A 17,553-nucleotide genomic window follows, 5' to 3' on the forward strand; every position below is an offset into this window, starting at 1 on the left:
CATGAGTGAGTGGAAACAAAAACGGTTCTGGTCCGAGGCAGCTGCGGTCGAGACCGACATGGGATGGCACGTGGCGCTGGACGGGCGACTGGTCAAGACACCGGCCAAGGTGCCCCTTGCTTTGCCGACCCTGACTTTGGCGCACGCCATTGCGGCGGAATGGAACGCGCAGGATGACGTGGTAAATCCGCTCTCCATGCCCTTTACCCGCAGTGCGAACGCGGCCATCGACAAGGTCAGCATCCAGCACGCCGAAGTCGCCGACATGATCGCAGCGTACGGGGATGCGGACTTGCTGTGTTACCGTGCCGACAGCCCCGAAGGTCTAGTGAAGCGGCAATCAGAGACTTGGGATCCGTACCTTGAATGGGCCGCGGACAAGCTGGACGCGCGGCTGCATCCGCGCACCGGCATCATGCACGAATCACAAGACGCAGGTGCGCTCACAACTTTGGCAAACCGGGTGCATGGGTTCACAAATTTCGAATTGGCGGCCTTTCATGACCTTGTCAGCCTGTCGGGATCCCTGGTTCTGGGTTTCGCTGCCGCCCAAGACCTGCACCCCGCGCACATGATTTGGGCAGCATCGCGCGTCGATGAACACTGGCAAATCGAGCAATGGGGCGACGACGAAGAAGCCCAAGAGGTGGAACAGATCAAGAAAGCTTCATTTTTGCACGCAAAAGCATTTTTTGACGCTTCCAAACCGTTGTGAGAACAACCATTCAAACTGCATAATTATGCATCGTTTTTGGTGAAGCCACCCTTGACGTTTTGCGATGAATCCGGCCACAGTACGGCCCACTGGTTGGGGATAAACCCCACTGGGATCGCCTTCAGCGCGGCATGAACACTCAGGCTGCGTTGATCGAACCGCCAAAACATGGTGGAAAATCAGGAAGAGGTAACAATGAAAAAATCCGTATTCTTTGGCGCGCTGACCGTCGCCGGCCTGGCGGCCGGTGTAGCGGCTGCTGGCACGCTTGATGACGTGAAAGCACGCGGCAAACTGAACTGCGGCGTGACAACCGGTCTGGTCGGCTTTGCCGCGCCCGACGCCAACGGTGAATGGAATGGCTTTGACGTTTCGGTCTGCCGCGCTGTTGCAGCGGCTGTACTGGGCGACGCATCGGCTGTTGAATTCGTCCCCACCACAGGCAAGACACGCTTTACCGCGCTGGCCTCGGGCGAAATCGACATGCTGGCCCGTAACACCACATGGACCTTCAGCCGCGACGTGGACCTCAAGTTCACCTTCGTTGGCGTGAACTACTATGACGGTCAGGGCTTCATGGTTCCCAAGGAACTGGGCGTGTCCTCGGCCAAAGATCTGGACGGCGCGACCGTCTGCATCCAGACCGGCACAACAACAGAGCTGAACCTGGCGGACTTCTTCCGCTCGAACAACATCAGCTATGAGCCTGTTCCGATCGAAACAAACGCCGAAGCGCAACAGCAGTACCTTGCTGGCGCATGCGACGTGTACACAACGGACGCCTCGGGTCTGGCCGCAACTCGCGCCACATTCGAAGCACCTGGCGATCACGTTCTGCTGCCCGAAATCATCTCCAAAGAGCCTCTGGGCCCGCTTGTTCGCCACGGCGACAACGAATGGGGTGACGTGGTCCGCTGGACTCTGAACGCGCTGATCACAGCCGAAGAACTGGGTGTCACATCCGCGAACATCTCCGAGATGGCCGCAGGCACCAACAACCCGGAGATCAACCGTCTGCTGGGCACCGAAGGTACGCTGGGCGAAATGCTGGGCGTTGACGCTGACTGGGCGATGAAAGCCATCTCCGCTGGCGGCAACTACGGTGAGATCTTCGAGAAGAACATCGGTGAATCCACTCCGATCGGTCTGGCCCGTGGCCTGAACGCTCAGTGGACCGATGGCGGCCTGATCTACTCGCCGCCCTTCCGCTAAGATACCAAGCCGAGGGGCGCAGGGTCAAACCTGCGCCCCTCGCGCATCTGGGGTGCTGATCGCTGAAAACAGCGGCGCCGATGCCCAAAGTGCAGCCAACAAACGAAAACCCGGCCACCGTGTGCACAACACGGAAAACAAACGACCGGAACCACGGGGACCATCTCCATGACCACGATGACCGACCCTCCACAGGAGTCGTTCCGCCTGTCGATGCTTTTGAACGACACGCGCTATCGCTCTTACACTTTTCAATTCATTGCCCTGATCGTCCTGATTTCGTCGATCGCCTTCTTGATGAGCAACCTGTTCAGCAACCTGGCGGCAGCGGGTCTGAATATTTCATATCAGTTTCTGGGCTCGCCTGCGGGCTATGACATCAACCAGACACTCGTTGAATACACGAGCCAATCGACCAACGCCCGGGCGGCACTGGTTGGTATTCTGAACACCCTTCTGGTGGCATTCCTCGCTTGTGTCACGGCCACCGTGTTTGGCGTCATTGCCGGGGTTCTGCGGTTGTCGAACAACTGGCTCGTCAGCAAGCTGATGTCTTTCTACGTGGAAATCTTCCGGAACATCCCGGTCCTGATCTGGATCATCATCATCTTCACGATCATGATCGCCGTCCTGCCGGGGCCAAGGGCCTTCCGTGGCGACGATCCGGCAGCCAGCATGGTGTTGAACGCCGTCGCCTTTACCAACCGCGGCGTCTACATTCCTGCACCAGTCTGGGGTCCGGGGTCGCTTGTGGTTGTGGCCACCTTCATCCTGTCGGTCATCGGTGTCTTTGCCTACCGGCGCTATGCGACCAACCTGCTCTATGCCACGGGTCGCCTGCTGCCGATGGGTTGGCCAAGCCTCGCGATCCTGTTCGTTCCGACGCTGCTGGTCTACTTCATCATGGGCATGCCCATCGGGCTGGACTATCCCGCATTGAAGGGCTTCAACTTTTCCGGTGGGATCAAGGTTGGCGGGCCGCTGATTGCATTGTGGTTTGCCCTGTCGATCTATACCGGTGCCTTTATCGCGGAAAACGTGCGCGCTGGCATCCAGGCGATCTCCAAAGGTCAGTCCGAAGCAGCAGGTGCCCTTGGTCTGCGTCCGGGCCGGATCATGAACCTGGTCGTGCTGCCACAGGCGCTGCGGGTTATCATTCCACCGCTCATCTCGCAATATCTCAACATTACCAAGAACTCGTCCCTGGCCATCGCCGTGGGCTATGCCGACGTGACGGCCACACTGGGCGGGATCACCCTGAACCAGACGGGCCGCGCCATCGAATGTGTTCTGCTGCTGATGCTGTTCTATTTGACGATCTCGCTGTCCATTTCGGCCATCATGAACGTCTACAACAACTCCGTTAAGCTGAAGGAGCGCTGAGATGTCGAATACACACGCTGCCTTTGTGCGCACCGAACAGGTGCCGCCATCGCCTCCGCCTGCCAACGCCGCGGGACCGGTCAAATGGGCCAAGGACAATCTGTTCTCGACCCCGTTCTATTCGGTTCTCACCATCGTTGCGCTTTATGTGATCTACCTCATTCTCGGCAATACGCTGCCATGGATACTGAACGGGGTCTGGGGCACGTCCAGCCTCGCGGAATGTCGCGAAGTGCTCGACGGCGTATCGGCGGGCTGTTTTTCGGTCCTAACCGAGCGTTGGAACCAGCTGCTGTTCGGGTTCAAATACCCAGCGGACCAGTACTGGCGTCCCGCGCTGACGTTCCTGCTGTTCTTTGCAGCGGCCGCACCGGTCCTATTCTACAAGCTGCCGCGCAAACTGCTGTTGTTCACGGCGATCTTCCCTTTTCTTGCCTACTACCTGATCTGGGGCGGCACCATCCTGACGCCGATCCTTGCGCTGGTCGGGACCGTCGTGGGCTACCTCGTGTACCAGCGACTGGTGTCGGGCAGCTTTGCGGCCGGTTTCTTTGGCGGGATCGCCGCGGCCTTTGTCGTGTGGATCATTGGGGGCATGCTGGTCCCCGACAACGCAAACGAAGGTGCAATGTTGCAAGCCGTGCCAAGTCGGGATCTTGGGGGCTTTATGCTCAACATGATGCTGGGGGTGGCCTGTGTGTCGCTGTCGGTGCCGCTGGGCATCGCGCTGGCGCTGGGCCGTCAGTCGGACATGCCGTTGATCAAGTGGATTTGCGTGATCTTCATCGAATTCATCCGCGGCGTGCCGCTGATCACGCTGCTGTTCGTGGCGTCGGTGATGCTGGCTTACTTCTTCCCGCCCGGCACGACGACTGACCTTTTCCTGCGGGTGGTGATCATGATCACGATGTTCTCGGCGGCCTATATCGCCGAGGTGATCCGGGGTGGCCTCGCCGCCCTGCCACGTGGCCAATACGAAGCCGCAGACAGCCTCGGCCTTGATTACCCGCAAGCGATGCGTTTGATCATCCTGCCCCAAGCGCTCAAGATCTCCATTCCCGGGATCGTGAACGTGGCGGTAGGGCTGTTCAAGGACACAACGCTGGTGTCGGTCATCTCGATGTTTGACCTGCTGGGCATGATCCGGGGTCCCATCCTCGCCTCGACCGAATGGAACGGGGTGTACTGGGAGCTTCTGGGCTTTGCCGCACTTCTCTTCTTTGTCGTCTGCTACGGCATCTCTCAATACTCGCAGTGGCTGGAACGCCAGCTCGCGACTGATCACCGCTGATAAGGAGTGGCTGACATGAACACGCAAGTTGAACAAAACATCTCGACAGAAGTCGCGATTTCCATCGACAAGATGAACAAGTGGTACGGGTCCTTTCACGTGCTGCGCGACATCGACCTGACCGTTTATCAGGGCGAGCGTATCGTGATCGCGGGCCCCTCCGGGTCCGGAAAATCCACGCTGATCCGCTGCATCAATGCTCTGGAAGAGCATCAGCAGGGGTCGATCACCGTGGACGGCACGCTGCTGTCCTCGGACGTCAAGAACATCGACAAGATCCGGTCAGAGGTCGGAATGTGCTTCCAGCACTTCAACCTGTTCCCGCACCTGTCGATCCTTGAGAACTGCACACTGGCCCCGATCTGGGTGCGCAAGACGCCCAAGAAGGAAGCTGAAGAGATCGCGATGCATTTCCTTGAGAAAGTGAAAATCCCGGATCAGGCCGACAAGTATCCCGGTCAGTTGTCCGGTGGTCAGCAGCAGCGTGTGGCGATTGCCCGTTCGCTTTGCATGCGCCCACGGATCATGCTTTTTGACGAACCGACCTCGGCTCTGGACCCCGAAATGATCAAGGAAGTGCTCGACACAATGGTCGAGCTGGCCGAAGAGGGCATGACCATGCTCTGCGTAACGCACGAGATGGGCTTTGCCCGTCAGGTGGCCAACCGCGTGATCTTTATGGATGAAGGCCAGATCGTCGAACAGAACGAGCCGGAAGAGTTCTTCAACAACCCGCAAAGCCCGCGGACCCAGTTGTTCCTGAGTCAGATCCTCGGTCACTGACCAAAGGTGCGCAGTCAATGCGCACCCTACATCACCTCGCGTGGTATCGCGAAATCCATCGGCTGGCCCTCGTGCCAGCCGATGTCGTTCCAGGCACCGGTATCAAAGCGGATGATGCAGGTGGCGCAGGTCGGGTAATCCGCAAATCGTGCGTGCGGCGGCGGCGTTTCGACCAGCCGGTGCGCAAATTCGGCGATCCCCGGATTATGCCCGATCATCAGCACGGTAGCGCCCGTCTGACCCCGTAGGACATCCATCATGACGTCAGGCCCCGCATGGTACAGGCGTTGTGTGAACTGCACCGGGCATTTCAAGCCAATCTGATGAAATGTCTCTGCCGTTCGTTTGGCAGCGGAAACCGTCGCCGCATCCGGGATGATGCCCTTGGACCGGAGCCATTGCGCCATCGCCTGTGCGGACCTGCGTCCACGGTCATTCAGGGGGCGGTCGCGGTCCGGCAGTATTGGGTCATCCCAACTGGACTTTGCGTGGCGCATCAGAACGAGAGTGCGTGTCATTTGTGGAAGGCTGCCATGTGGAAGGCGGACTGCGCTGCGGGACGGTCAAAGGCCTGGCTGACGGGGCATGCGCGCCGGACAAGGCATCCCGCGCCCATGCAATCAACGCCCGCAGCGGTGTCAAGGAATGCCTTGCATGCGGGGACATCGTAGGCCGCGGTTTCGCTGAGTGCGGCGACCGGGCAGGCGGTGATGCAAGGACGGTCCCCGCAGTCGCTGCAAGGGGATCGCAGATCCGGGCCCGCAGCAAAGGGTGTTGCAAATTCCAGCGCGCCGCGGATGGAAATCATCAACCCTGCGGTATCGTGGATCATCATGCCGGTCGGGCTTTGCCAGAACCGACCCGTCGCCAGCGCCCACGCAATGAACGGTGCATAGGGTGGGCCGTCTGAGGGAAAGACCGCCCGCGCACCGGCATCGGCGGCAAGCGCACCCAAGACGCGTTTGGACCATCTGTCGACCGGGTCAGGCGCGCCGTCGGAGGCTTCTGGACTATCACAGAACACATCCCACCACTGCGCGTCCGTGCCTATCAACACCCGCGCGCCGTCATGGCCCATCATGAACAATCCATGGGCGCGCACCGCCGCGTCAATCGCGTCAAGCTTCATTTGCGGGCGAAAGGCAGGGCAAGTGACCAGCCAAGCCGTGCAGGCCGGTCATCCTGCCACTCAAGCCCGACCTGCATCTCGTCATGCCCGGCCTCCGGCTGGGCGATATAGGTGCCGAACATCCGGTCCCAGATCGACAGGGCAAAGCCGTAATTGCTGTCATGTTCGTGCCGATGCACCGAATGGTGCACGCGGTGCATGTCGGGCGTCACCAGAACTCGCCGTACAATGGCATCGAGCCACAGGGGCAGGCGGATGTTGGCGTGGTTGAACATGGCCGTGCCGTTCAGGATGATTTCGAACAGGATGACCGCGATGGCAGCGGGGCCAAGCAGGTACACTGCTCCGATCTTAATCAGCATGGACAGGCCAATCTCGACCGGATGAAAGCGGATCGCCGTGGTAACGTCCATATCGACATCCGCGTGGTGGACTCGGTGAAGACGCCACAACAGAGGCACCTTGTGGGTGATCAGGTGCTGTGCCCAGATGATGAAATCGAGGATCAGGATAGCGGCCACTATTTCGATCCAGGACGGGAGCGTCAGCGCGTTGAGCAACCCCCAGCCCTGCGCCTGCGCATCAATCGCGGCCCCCACGGCCAGCACGGGCAATACAAAAGCCATCGCGCGGATGAAGATCGTGTTGGCAACGGTGATGCCCCAATTGGTCAGCCAGCGTCTGGCACGGCTTTGACTGCGGCTACGGCGGGGCAACAGCGTTTCGGCCAGCGCAAAGAGCGCGAAAAGGCCCAGAAAGACGCTAAAGCGAATGAGAGTTTCGTTTTCCATGATCCAAACCTACCGCCCGCTGCGCCCGGTGCAATGCGGTGGATAGACACGTTTGCGTCACCGTGGGCGGATGATGGACCCGGCACCGTGATCGGTGAAAAGTTCAAGCAGGCAGGCATTGGGCGCACGCCCGTCCAGAATGACGACCGCGCGCACGCCACTGGCAATGGCGTCCAGCGCGGTCTCGGTCTTGGGGATCATGCCACCGGCAATCGTGCCGTCGCGCGTCATGTCGCGAATCTGGTCGGCGGTGATTTCGGTCACAACCTCGCCATCCTCGTTCTTGACGCCCGAGACATCCGTGAGCAAGAGCAAGCGGTCCGCCTTGAGCGCACCGGCAATTGCGCCCGCGGCCGTGTCGCCGTTGATGTTGAATGTCTCGCCATTGAGCCCAGCACCCAGAGGGGCGATGACGGGGATCATGGCGGTGTTGAACAGGGTGTGCAGGATCTTGGGATCCAGTTGCGACGGCGTGCCGACCAGCCCGAGGGCAGGATCCGTCTGGTCACAAATCATCAAGTTGGCATCCTTGCCAGACAAGCCCACGGCCCGGCCCCCTGCACGATTGATGGCTTGTACGATGCGTTTGTTCACGACGCCGGACAGGACCATTTCCACGACGTTCATGGTCGCGGTGTCGGTGACGCGCTTGCCGTTCACAAAGTCGGACTGAATGTTTAGCCGATCCAGCATATCGTTAATCATCGGACCGCCGCCATGCACGACGACCGGGTTCACCCCGACTTGGCGCATCAGGACCACATCATTTGCAAAACTGGCCATCGCCTCGTCCGAGCCCATGGCATGGCCGCCCAGCTTGATGACGACGGTGGCCCCTGCATAGCGCTGCATGTAGGGCAGAGCCTGCGACAGGGTGCGGGCGGTGGCGATCCAATCGCGGTTCATGTCTCTGGTCTGCATCTTTCTGAGGGGCCTCGAAGGGTTTCGCCGCTTATCCAGAATTGCGCGCTGTCGCGCAAGCCATGTCCTGCCCCCACCCTGGCCCTCCCCCATGGGGAGGGGACGTACCTGCGCGGTTGTCCTGCTATTCCAGCGTGGCGATCGTGGCGCGCAGGGTTTCGATGCCGTCACCCTTTTCGCTTGATGTCAGGATCAATTCGGGGAATGCGGCGGGGTGTTTCGACAGGGCGTTGCGGGTTTGCGCCAAGACGGTGTCGCGGTCGCGGGCTTTGACCTTGTCGGTTTTGGTCAACACGCATTGGAAAGTGACGGCAGCGCTGTCGAGCAGGCTGAGGATTTCCTCGTCGACCTTTTTGACGCCGTGGCGCGCGTCGATCAGCACAAACGCGCGGCGCAAGGTTTGACGGCCCGACAGGTATTGTTTCAGAAGTTTTTGCCATTTGGCGACAACGGGCAGCGGTGCATTGGCATAGCCATAGCCGGGCAGGTCAACAAGGTAGTGGCTCTCACCGGCGGTGAAATAGTTTATCTCTTGCGTCCGACCCGGCGTGTTGGAGGCGCGGGCCAGTCCCTTGCGGCCAGTAAGGGCGTTGATCAGGGACGACTTGCCCACATTGGAGCGCCCCGCAAAGCACACTTCCATCCGGTCGGCAGGTGGCAGGCCGGACATGGCCACGACGCCTTTGACGAACTCGGTTTCACCCGCAAAGAGCAGCCTGCCGCGTTCGACGGTTTGCGGGTCGGGCGTTTCGGCGATGGGAAAGGGTAGAACCGTCATGAGAGTGTGTCGCCGATTGTGACCACGCCTGCGGTTTTGACTTTGAAATACACGCCGAAGTTACGCGTGCTCCAGCCGTCTTCGAGCAGACGCAGCATGTTGATGTCCCGCGCGCCGGTGCGCGGGTTGGCGTCCGGTGCGCGGCAGCGTTCAATCGGTTCCACCGGGCTGAGCGTTGCCGTGCCGAGGGTCAGGTCGCGTTCCAGCAGGTCGATTTCCTCGAATGGGGCAAGTCCGTCCAGCCACAGGTTGATGCGGAAGCGGCGCATGTCGATGTCAAACGCCGCCCGGCCGCTGAGGGCGCGCAGGGAGGCCAGATTGCCCACAGACACGGAGGCGTAGGGAACATCCGTCATGCCTTGTTCCGGCGCCTTTACCAGGCGCGCGGGACCGGGGCGTTCCTGGGGCCACAGATCATCGATCCAAGCACCCAAGGCATCGGGCGCGCTGTCTGGCCGAAACTCAAGCGGATCACGGTCGGGATGCGTCAAGACAATTCCGTCGCCGATGCTGACCGCCCCGATCGAGGCAAGTCGCGGCCCGGACGCCACTTGGAGGAAGTTGCGGCGGGGCTGCCATGCGTCGATGTCGTCCGCAGCCGCATTCAGCAGTGCCCAGACGCGATCCCCGACGACGGCCTCAGCCGGGTCCAGCCGAACCTGTTCCAACGCTTCGCTGCCCAGACCCTTGAGCGGGTGCCGCCAGATATGGGCGAGAGTTGCGGTCACTTCTTGACGTCTTCCGCGCGGCTTTTCTTGAAGCTGCCTTTGATGTTGCCCAACAAGTCGGGTTTATAGCCTTGGCTGCGCATGATCAGGTATTGCTGGGTGAAGGTGATGACGTTGTTCGCGATCCAGTACACAACCAGTCCGCTGGCAAAGCTGCCAAGCATGAACATGAACACCCATGGCATCCAGGCAAAGATCATCTGCTGCGTCGGGTCCGTGGGGGCCGGGTTCAGCTTTTGCTGCAGCCACATGGAGATGCCCAGCAGGAGCGGCAGGATACCGATGAAGATCAGGGCGAGGATCGAACCGGGCTCGGGCCCTTCGAACGGCAGCAGACCAAAGAGGTTCATGATCGATGTAGGATCGGGCGCGCTGAGGTCCCGGAACGGGCCGAACCAGGGCGCGTGGCGCAGTTCGATGGTGACAAATATCACCTTGTAGAGCGAAAAGAAGATTGGAATTTGCAGAAGGATCGGCAGGCAGCCTGCGGCAGGGTTCACCTTTTCCTTCTTATAGAGCTCCATCATGCCCTGTTGCAGCTTTTGCTTGTCGTCGCCCGCGCTCTCCTTGAGCTTTTCCATCTGTGGTTGCAGCTCTTTCATCTTGGCCATGGAGACGTAGGATTTGTAGGCCAGTGGAAACAGGACCGCCTTGATGATCAGCGTGAGGCCGATGATTGCCCAGCCCATGTTGCCCACCAGTGCGTTCAGCTCGTGCAGCAGCCAGAAGATCGGCTTGGTCAGGAAGAAGAACCAGCCCCAGTCGATGGAGTCGATGAATTTCTCGATCCCGCCGGATTGGTAGTTTTGGATGGTTTCCCATTCCTTTGCGCCGGCAAAGACCTGGCTCGTGACCGAGACGGTGCTACCTGCGGCCAGGGTCTTGGTATTCTGCTTGGCCGTGGTCTGATAGATGTCGCGGTTTGCGTCGTAAAAGGTCTCGACGCGGGTCGTGTCGTCTTGCGGCGCAATCAGGACGGTTTGCCAGTAATGGTCTGTGAACCCGGCCCAGCGTGCCTCCTGACCCGCTTCGGTGTCGCGCTCGGCATAGCTGTCGAAATCATTCCAGTCTGTTTCCAGGTATTCGCCCTGGGCAAACTGTACTGCGCCTTCGTGCACCACCCAGATATTCGTCGTATCCGCAGGCAACCCGTGGCGGGCCAGCACGCTATAGGGGGCAAGCGCAACCTGGGACGTGCCCGTGTTCGTGACCGATTGGGTGACCGTGAACATGTAATCGGCGTCGATTGAAATCATCCGCTCGAAGGAAAGGCCCGCGCCATTGTCCCATGTCAGTGTAACGGGCGTTTCGGGCGTCAGCGTTGCGTCTGGGTCGGCCTGCCAGATGGTGTTGGGTCCCGGGACCGCGTCGGGTGTCAGGCCCGCGCCTGCGGCCCAGCCGTAGAGGGCATAGTAGGCACCGACTTGCCCCACGGGTGTCAGCATCCGCACAATGCCGGAGTCCGGGTCCAGAGTATTCTTGTAGTCCTTGAGGGACAGGTCATCGATCCGGCCACCCAGCAGCGAAACAGAGCCCGTCAGGCGCGGGGTGTCCAGCGGAACACGGGCCGCTTCGGCGGCTTCTGTGGACGCCTCGGTGGTTGTGTTGGTGGCAGCGGTCGATGCGTCGGCTGCAGTTGGCACTGTGGCTTCCGCGCCGGATGCGGCGGCGGGCGCGTTCAATTCGGATTGGTTGGCAGTGTCGACCAGCGGCGTATCCGGTTCTGGTGGCGGGAACAGGACAAACCACACAAGGATCACGAGGAAACTGAGTGCCGTTGCAAGAATGAGGTTCTTGTTCTGATCGTCCATTGGGGACTGCCACCTGCTGTCTGAAACGTTCGCACGGGTTCAACAGAGTGCGGGCACAAAGGTCAAGCGGAATCGCCCGTATCACAAGGTTCTTTGCCGAGGCGGCGAGGCAGTCCGGGCACCGGTTTCTTGCCATGCGGCATTCGGTCCATCTCAGGGCGCGCCAGAAGTCGTCTCAGTTCGCACGTCGGCTTGGGATGGTAGGGGTGTCTTTCAGTTTGGCCTCGTGCGTGCGCACCCAGTCGAGCGTTTTTTCAAAGGGCATCGGCCGCGCAATGCCGAACCCTTGCACATAGTCGCAGCCCAATTGTGCCAGCAGTGCATGCTCGCCCGCGGTTTCCACACCCTCGCCCAGTGTTTCGATGCCCAGTCGTTCGGCCATCGTGAGAACCGCGCTGATCATGCGCTGCTGCTCAGGATCACGATCCGATTTCATTACAAAGGAACGGTCGATCTTGATCCGGCCAACGCCGAACCGGCGGATGGCCGCGATGGAGGCATGGCCCGTGCCAAAATCGTCCAGATCGATCCGGCAGCCAAGCTCGGTCAATTTCTTGATGTTGCGCGTCGTGGAATCGTCCGCTGATCCGGTCACCACGGTTTCCAGGATCTCCACCGCAAGCCGGTCCGGGGTCAGATCGAACCGGTCCAGTTCCCAACGCAGCTTGTCGACAAGACGGGGGTTGCCCAGTTCCGATCCGCTGAAGTTTACGCCCACTTGCGGCACGTGCAACCCGGCTGCGTCCCATGCCTTGAGCGCAGTGAACGCATGATAGATCATCACTTCGGCCAACCGTTCCAACAGACCGGCGTCTTCGATTGCAGGCAGAAATTCGGCCGGTGATATTGCGCCGCGATCCGGGTGGATCCATCGGGCCAGTGCCTCAAAGCCGGACACTCTGCCTGTATCTGTGGAAATCTGGGGTTGGAACCACGGCTGGATTTGTCCGCGTTCCAACGCGGCGGCCACTTCGTCGCGCAAGCTGGCGCGGGTGCGCAGCCGCGAGTGTAATTCGGTGGAGTAGGCGCGCACCGAGGACGGGCCGCGCCTTTGCGCTTCGTGCAAGGCGGCGATACTGCCGTTGATCCAGTCGCGTCCGGTCTCTCGCGGGGCACGGCCCAGCAGGCAAAACCCGACGCTCGCCGTCATGTAGATAGACGTGCCATCGATCGAGATCGGTTCTTCGATCGCTTGCTGAATGCGCCCGCTCAACTGGATACAACTCTCAAGGTCGAGGTGGCGCACCGGCTCGAGGCAGATGCCGAACCGGGCATCGCCAATCTGGCTGATCGTGTCCTGATCGCGCGCGGCGGTCATGATCCGACTGCCGATCGCCTTCAGGACACGGTCAACCGCGCCGGGCTCATACCTGTCTGTCAACACCGCAAATTCGTCCAGTTCCACGGCCAGTATCGCGCTGGTCAAGGCAGATCCCGACAACTCCTCGCGCAACCCGTCGGCGTGCGCGGTAAACATGTCCGATCCGACAAGCCCCTTGCCCTGATCCCCACCCGGTGCGCGCGACCCGCGCAAGCCAGCACCGCCCAGCATCAACCACGTGAGCGGCACGAGGACCGCGATCAGAACCAGCGTCGCCTCGCCGCCAAGCCAGAACCCCGCTAATGTGAAGGCAGGAATGAACGCCAGCATCTGAGGTCCGGTGAACGCCGTCGCCAGCCGTGATTTAAAGGCCGAAAATGTCCTAGGCAGGCGAATGCGCATGAAACTTCCCTTCACGTGAGGCGCGCCCGGTCATGGCGTGCCCGTCAGTGGTAGAAGCCCTTGGTAAGCCGGTCTTTAACGCAGGTCGGGAATGTCGCTGGAATTTGCTTCAATTTGTTCGGAATTCAGGGCCAGACCTGCGAAATCGAACAGTTTGGGATCCAGCAGGTGCGACGGGCGCGCATTCATCAGCGCCCGGAACATGACCTGCCTGCGGCCGGGGCTGTTGGCCTCCCACCCATCGAGGATTTGTTTGACCTGCTGGCGCTGCAACCCGTCCTGACTGCCGCACAGATCGCAGGGAATGATGGGATAGTTCATGGCGCGCGCAAATTTTTCGCAATCGGCCTCGGCCACGTGGGCCAAGGGGCGATAGACGAACAGATCCCCCTCTTCGTTGACCAGTTTCGGCGGCATGGTCGCCAGACGCCCCCCGTGGAACAGGTTCATAAAGAAGGTTTCGAGGATGTCGTCGCGGTGATGGCCCAGTACTACGGCGCTACACCCTTCCTCGCGCGCGACACGGTAAAGGTTTCCGCGTCTCAGACGTGAACACAGCGCACAGAACGTCCGCCCCTGCGGCACCTTGTCCACAACAATGGAATAGGTGTCCTGAAATTCGATCCGGTGCGGCACCTGCATCTTTTCCAGAAACGCGGGCAGGACCGTCGCCGGGAACCCCGGTTGTCCCTGATCCAGATTGCAAGCCAGCAGGTCGACCGGCAAGAGACCGCGCCACTGAAGCTCGTAAAGCACCGCCAAAAGGGTATAGCTGTCCTTGCCGCCCGACAGGCAGACGAGCCATTTCTGCCGTGGCCCGTCCGCATTGACCATGCCGTACTGTTCGACGGCCTCGCGCGTGGCCCGCACGATGCGCTTGCGCAGTTTCTTGAACTCGGTCGTGCCAGGCGCGCCAGAGAAAAGCGGGTGAATGTCGTCGCTGTGGTCAAGCATCAATGCGCCCCTTAAACCGGTTTGCGCGCTTATAGCATGGGCGTCCTGAACCAAAAGGGGTCAGGCGGGTGGATCATCGCGGTCCTGCGGCACCGGATCATAGCCATCGCCGCCCCACGGATGGCACCGGCCTATGCGCCGCGCGGCCAGCCACGACCCCCTGATCGCTCCGTGTTTCTCCAGCGCTTCCATCGCATAGGCGCTGCATGTCGGCTGATAGCGGCAGTTGAACCCGACCCAGGGCGAAAAGATCAAACGGTAGGCACGGACTGGCAGGGACACCATAAACGCCAGAGGCGTCATGACATCCGTCCCAGCGCGTCGCGCAGATCGGCTAGCATGGTGTCAAAGGGGCGGGACGCGGTCACTTCGGCTCGGCCCACCAGAACGTAATCCGTCCCGGCCGTGCCGTGTTGGGGCAGCACCAGACGCGCGATTTCGCGCAGCCGCCGCTTGGCCCGATTGCGCGCCACCGCATTGCCAACCTTCTTGGAACAGGTGAACCCGACACGCACGTGATCCAGCCCGTTCCCTGCGCGGGCTTGCAGGATGAATCCCGGCATCGCCACACGCCGCGCCCGCGAGGCGCGTAGAAAGTCAGCGCGCTTTTTCAGAACCTCAAAACGCAAAACACCCGCCGGTGGCGTGCCCTGATCTGCGCTGTCGCAAATCATCGGTGCCTCCGGCGGGGTCAATTTTGCAAACCGATCGGGCGCTTTATGCGCTCAACGACTTCCGGCCGCGGGCGCGACGGGCGTTGAGGATCTTGCGGCCGGCTTTGGTCGCCATGCGTGCACGGAAACCGTGACGCCGTTTGCGCACGAGGTTCGAAGGTTGGTAAGTGCGTTTCATCGCAGTGGCTCCGGTATCATTGGCCTGTTGCCCGCGGATTCGGGACAAGGCAGTATTCGAAGCCCGTCCTCTAAAGGGGCAGGGGGGGCAAGTCAAACCCCGGAAGGTCGAAAAGTGGGCGTTGTGCAACAAATCGCGTTGATCTTGCGTTGATATGTTTCAGTCAGGGTGCCCAGACGCCGCAGTTCTCACGAAATCGGGGGCTGGTGTTCAAGGGACCGTGAGCGGGCCTGTTTCGTCACCCCAACGGCGTGCATTTAGGGCACAACACACCCAGCACAGGGTGACATGATGGCAGATGACAAAGAAGGAACAGGCATGTCCGATACGAGCCACCCCCGCAAACCCGGTCTGATCCGGCACCTGCCGTTGATCTGTATCGCCCTTGTCGCGGCCATCGGCGCTTTTACGCTGCGCGATTATCTCAATTTCCAAACCCTGGCCGACAACCGCGAGGCGCTGCTTGCCTTCCGCGACAGTAACTATGTCGCGACAGCGGTCGTGTTCGTGTTGGCCTATATGGCGGTTGTCGCCTTTTCGCTGCCCGGTGCGTCGATCATGACGCTGACGGGCGGGTTCCTCTTTGCCACCTTCCCGGGCGCCTTGTTCAACGTGATCGGCGCCACGCTGGGGGCGGTGGGCATCTTTCTTGCCGCTCGTTGGGGCCTCGGCGCGCGCCTTGCGGCGAAGATGGACACAAGCCAGGGCGCCATCAAGAAGATCAAGGAAGGCATCGATGAAAACCAGTGGTCGATGCTGTTCCTGATGCGGCTTGTGCCGGCGGTGCCATTCTTTGTGGCCAACCTCGTGCCTGCGCTGGTCGGCGTGCCACTGGGCCGCTACGTGATTTCCACGTTTTTGGGCATCATCCCGGGCGCGGTGGTCTATACCTCCGTGGGCGCAGGCCTGGGCGAGGTATTTGACCGCGGTGAAACACCAGATCTGGGAATCATATTTGAACCGGCGATCCTCCTGCCCATCCTTGGTCTATGTGCCCTCGCGGCGCTGCCCATCGTTCTCAAGGCCGTACGCGGCAAAAAAGGTCTCTGACATCCATGAAACGTATCAAGACTGACATCCTGGTCATTGGCGCCGGGTCGGGCGGGTTGTCCGTAGCGGCCGGTGCTGTCCAGATGGGCGCGCGGGTCACCCTGCTCGAGGGGCACAAGATGGGCGGCGATTGCCTGAATTACGGTTGTGTGCCGTCCAAGGCGCTGATCGCAAGCGGTAAGGCCGCGCACGCACAGGCGCACAGTTCTGTCTATGGCGTGGCCGATGCGGTGCCGCAGATCGACTATGCCGGGGCAAAGGACCACGTGCAGGGTGTCATTTCCCAGATCGAGCCTGTGGATAGCCAGGACCGTTTCGAGGGGCTGGGCGTCGAGGTGATCCGCGAATTCGGCACGTTCATCTCGGACCGCGAAGTACAGGCAGGTGACACAGTGATCACCGCGCGCCGGATCGTTATCGCAACCGGCTCCAGCCCGCTGGTGCCGCCGATCGAGGGCATCAACGACGTGCCCTATCTGACCAACGAAACCCTGTGGGAACTGCGCGAACGGCCCGAACACCTTCTGATCATCGGCGGCGGTCCCATCGGCATGGAGATGGCGCAGGCCCATGTGCGTCTGGGATCCAAGGTGACGGTGATCGAAGGCGACACCGCGCTGGGCAAGGACGATCCGGAGGCGGCCGCCATCGTTCTGGACAACCTGCGCGCCGAAGGCATCGAGATCATCGAAGGCGCACAAGCCTCCCGTATCGAGGGCAAGGCGGGCGCTGTCACAGTGCATACCGAAGATGGGCAGAGCGTGCACGGTACACACCTGCTGGTGGCCGTGGGGCGCAAGACCAATACGGCCGATCTGGGCCTCGAGGCCGCGGGGATTGAAACCACCCGTACGGGCATCAAGGTCGATGACAGTCTGAAAACCACCAACCGCCGTGTCTATGCCATTGGCGATGTGGCGGGCGGGCTGCAATTCACCCACGTTGCAGGCTACCATGCGGGGGTGATCATCCGTTCGATGCTCTTTGCGCTGCCTTCCAAGGCCAAGACCAGCCACATCCCGTGGGCCACCTACACCGACCCCGAACTGGCGCAGGTAGGCCTGACCGAGGCGCAGGCGCGCGACACCCACGGGGACAAGCTAGAGGTCGTGCGGTTTCACTACGTACACAACGACCGGGCCATCGCCGAACGCAAGACCAAAGGCCTGATCAAGGTGATGGTGGTCAAGGGACGCCCCGTGGGCGCCACGATTGCGGGCCATCAGGCGGGCGAGTTGATCAACCTGTGGGCACTGGTGCTGGCCAACAACATGAAGATGAGCCAGGTCGCCGCGATGGTCGCGCCTTACCCAACCATCGGTGAGGTCAACAAACGCGCCGCCGGGGCCTATTTCAGCCCGCGCCTGTTCGAAAGTGATCTGGTCAAACGGGTTGTCGGGCTTGTGCAACGGCTCATTCCCTGACCAGATAG

Annotated in this window: 19 protein-coding genes; 7 read left to right on the forward strand and 12 right to left on the reverse strand. The window is 60.8% G+C overall.

All coding sequences use genetic code 11. The features are described 5' to 3' along the window. Position 1: 1 nt before the first annotated feature. The 5 genes from Q0949_RS03235 (at position 2) to Q0949_RS03255 (ending at position 5,384) form a co-directional block, all read left to right on the forward strand. A complete protein-coding gene (locus tag Q0949_RS03235) occupies positions 2–715 on the forward strand; it encodes an ATP12 family protein (RefSeq protein ID WP_299368486.1) in 714 nt (237 codons plus the stop codon). Positions 716–910: 195 nt separating this feature from the next. After that, positions 911–1,927: an amino acid ABC transporter substrate-binding protein gene (locus Q0949_RS03240; protein WP_299368489.1), complete on the forward strand. Its 1,017-nt coding sequence runs from the start codon at positions 911–913 to the stop codon at positions 1,925–1,927. Between the two features lie 168 nt (positions 1,928–2,095). After that, on the forward strand, positions 2,096–3,310 hold the full coding sequence (locus Q0949_RS03245; protein ID WP_299368492.1) for an ABC transporter permease subunit: 1,215 nt from the start codon (positions 2,096–2,098) through the stop codon (positions 3,308–3,310). A gap of 1 nt (position 3,311) precedes the next feature. Next, a complete protein-coding gene (locus tag Q0949_RS03250; RefSeq protein ID WP_299368495.1) occupies positions 3,312–4,601 on the forward strand; it encodes an amino acid ABC transporter permease in 1,290 nt (429 codons plus the stop codon). 15 nt (positions 4,602–4,616) lie between these two features. Further along, a complete protein-coding gene (locus Q0949_RS03255) occupies positions 4,617–5,384 on the forward strand; it encodes an amino acid ABC transporter ATP-binding protein (protein WP_299368498.1) in 768 nt (255 codons plus the stop codon). Positions 5,385–5,410: 26 nt separating this feature from the next. Here the strand turns inward: Q0949_RS03255 and Q0949_RS03260 are convergent, their stop codons facing one another. The 12 genes from Q0949_RS03260 to rpmH all read right to left on the reverse strand — a co-directional run bounded on the left by Q0949_RS03260 (position 5,411) and on the right by rpmH (position 15,071). Then, the gene (locus Q0949_RS03260) at positions 5,411–5,902 is read right to left on the reverse strand and encodes a histidine phosphatase family protein (RefSeq protein ID WP_299368501.1); all 492 of its coding nucleotides are present in this window, start codon (positions 5,900–5,902) and stop codon (positions 5,411–5,413) included. After that, a complete protein-coding gene (locus tag Q0949_RS03265; protein WP_299368504.1) occupies positions 5,899–6,465 on the reverse strand; it encodes a ferredoxin in 567 nt (188 codons plus the stop codon). The genes Q0949_RS03260 and Q0949_RS03265 overlap by 4 nt, the downstream gene beginning before the upstream one ends. Before the next feature lie 44 nt (positions 6,466–6,509). Continuing rightward, positions 6,510–7,304, reverse strand: a complete 795-nt coding sequence (locus tag Q0949_RS03270) for a sterol desaturase family protein (protein WP_299368507.1) — start codon at positions 7,302–7,304, stop codon at positions 6,510–6,512. 57 nt (positions 7,305–7,361) lie between these two features. Further along, positions 7,362–8,225: an acetylglutamate kinase gene (gene argB, locus Q0949_RS03275; protein WP_299368510.1), complete on the reverse strand. Its 864-nt coding sequence runs from the start codon at positions 8,223–8,225 to the stop codon at positions 7,362–7,364. A gap of 124 nt (positions 8,226–8,349) precedes the next feature. Beyond that, on the reverse strand, positions 8,350–9,003 hold the full coding sequence (gene yihA / locus Q0949_RS03280) for a ribosome biogenesis GTP-binding protein YihA/YsxC (RefSeq protein WP_299368513.1): 654 nt from the start codon (positions 9,001–9,003) through the stop codon (positions 8,350–8,352). After that, a complete protein-coding gene (locus Q0949_RS03285; protein WP_299368516.1) occupies positions 9,000–9,731 on the reverse strand; it encodes an MOSC N-terminal beta barrel domain-containing protein in 732 nt (243 codons plus the stop codon). Before Q0949_RS03285 ends, yihA begins: the two co-directional genes overlap by 4 nt. After that, complete coding sequence (gene yidC / locus Q0949_RS03290) at positions 9,728–11,542, reverse strand: membrane protein insertase YidC (RefSeq protein WP_299368519.1); 1,815 nt, start codon at positions 11,540–11,542, stop codon at positions 9,728–9,730. Before yidC ends, Q0949_RS03285 begins: the two co-directional genes overlap by 4 nt. 175 nt (positions 11,543–11,717) lie before the next feature. Beyond that, entirely contained in the window at positions 11,718–13,265 is a 1,548-nt protein-coding gene (locus Q0949_RS03295) for a bifunctional diguanylate cyclase/phosphodiesterase (RefSeq protein WP_299368522.1), read from the reverse strand. Positions 13,266–13,340: 75 nt separating this feature from the next. Then, the gene (ttcA, locus tag Q0949_RS03300) at positions 13,341–14,219 is read right to left on the reverse strand and encodes a tRNA 2-thiocytidine(32) synthetase TtcA (protein WP_299368525.1); all 879 of its coding nucleotides are present in this window, start codon (positions 14,217–14,219) and stop codon (positions 13,341–13,343) included. 60 nt (positions 14,220–14,279) lie between these two features. After that, positions 14,280–14,522, reverse strand: a complete 243-nt coding sequence (yidD, locus tag Q0949_RS03305) for a membrane protein insertion efficiency factor YidD (RefSeq protein ID WP_299368528.1) — start codon at positions 14,520–14,522, stop codon at positions 14,280–14,282. Beyond that, entirely contained in the window at positions 14,519–14,893 is a 375-nt protein-coding gene (rnpA, locus tag Q0949_RS03310; protein WP_299368531.1) for a ribonuclease P protein component, read from the reverse strand. Before rnpA ends, yidD begins: the two co-directional genes overlap by 4 nt. Positions 14,894–14,936: 43 nt before the next feature. Then, on the reverse strand, positions 14,937–15,071 hold the full coding sequence (gene rpmH, locus Q0949_RS03315; RefSeq protein WP_005980833.1) for a 50S ribosomal protein L34: 135 nt from the start codon (positions 15,069–15,071) through the stop codon (positions 14,937–14,939). Positions 15,072–15,389: 318 nt separating this feature from the next. On the opposite strand from rpmH, the gene Q0949_RS03320 reads away from it, so the two are divergent. Together Q0949_RS03320 and Q0949_RS03325 are read left to right on the forward strand one after the other, a co-directional pair. Then, on the forward strand, positions 15,390–16,121 hold the full coding sequence (locus Q0949_RS03320; protein ID WP_299368533.1) for a TVP38/TMEM64 family protein: 732 nt from the start codon (positions 15,390–15,392) through the stop codon (positions 16,119–16,121). 5 nt (positions 16,122–16,126) lie between these two features. Further along, the gene (locus Q0949_RS03325; RefSeq protein ID WP_299368536.1) at positions 16,127–17,545 is read left to right on the forward strand and encodes an FAD-dependent oxidoreductase; all 1,419 of its coding nucleotides are present in this window, start codon (positions 16,127–16,129) and stop codon (positions 17,543–17,545) included. Positions 17,546–17,553: the final 8 nt, after the last annotated feature.

This window comes from uncultured Tateyamaria sp., assembly GCF_947487805.1.
GTDB lineage: Bacteria > Pseudomonadota > Alphaproteobacteria > Rhodobacterales > Rhodobacteraceae > Tateyamaria.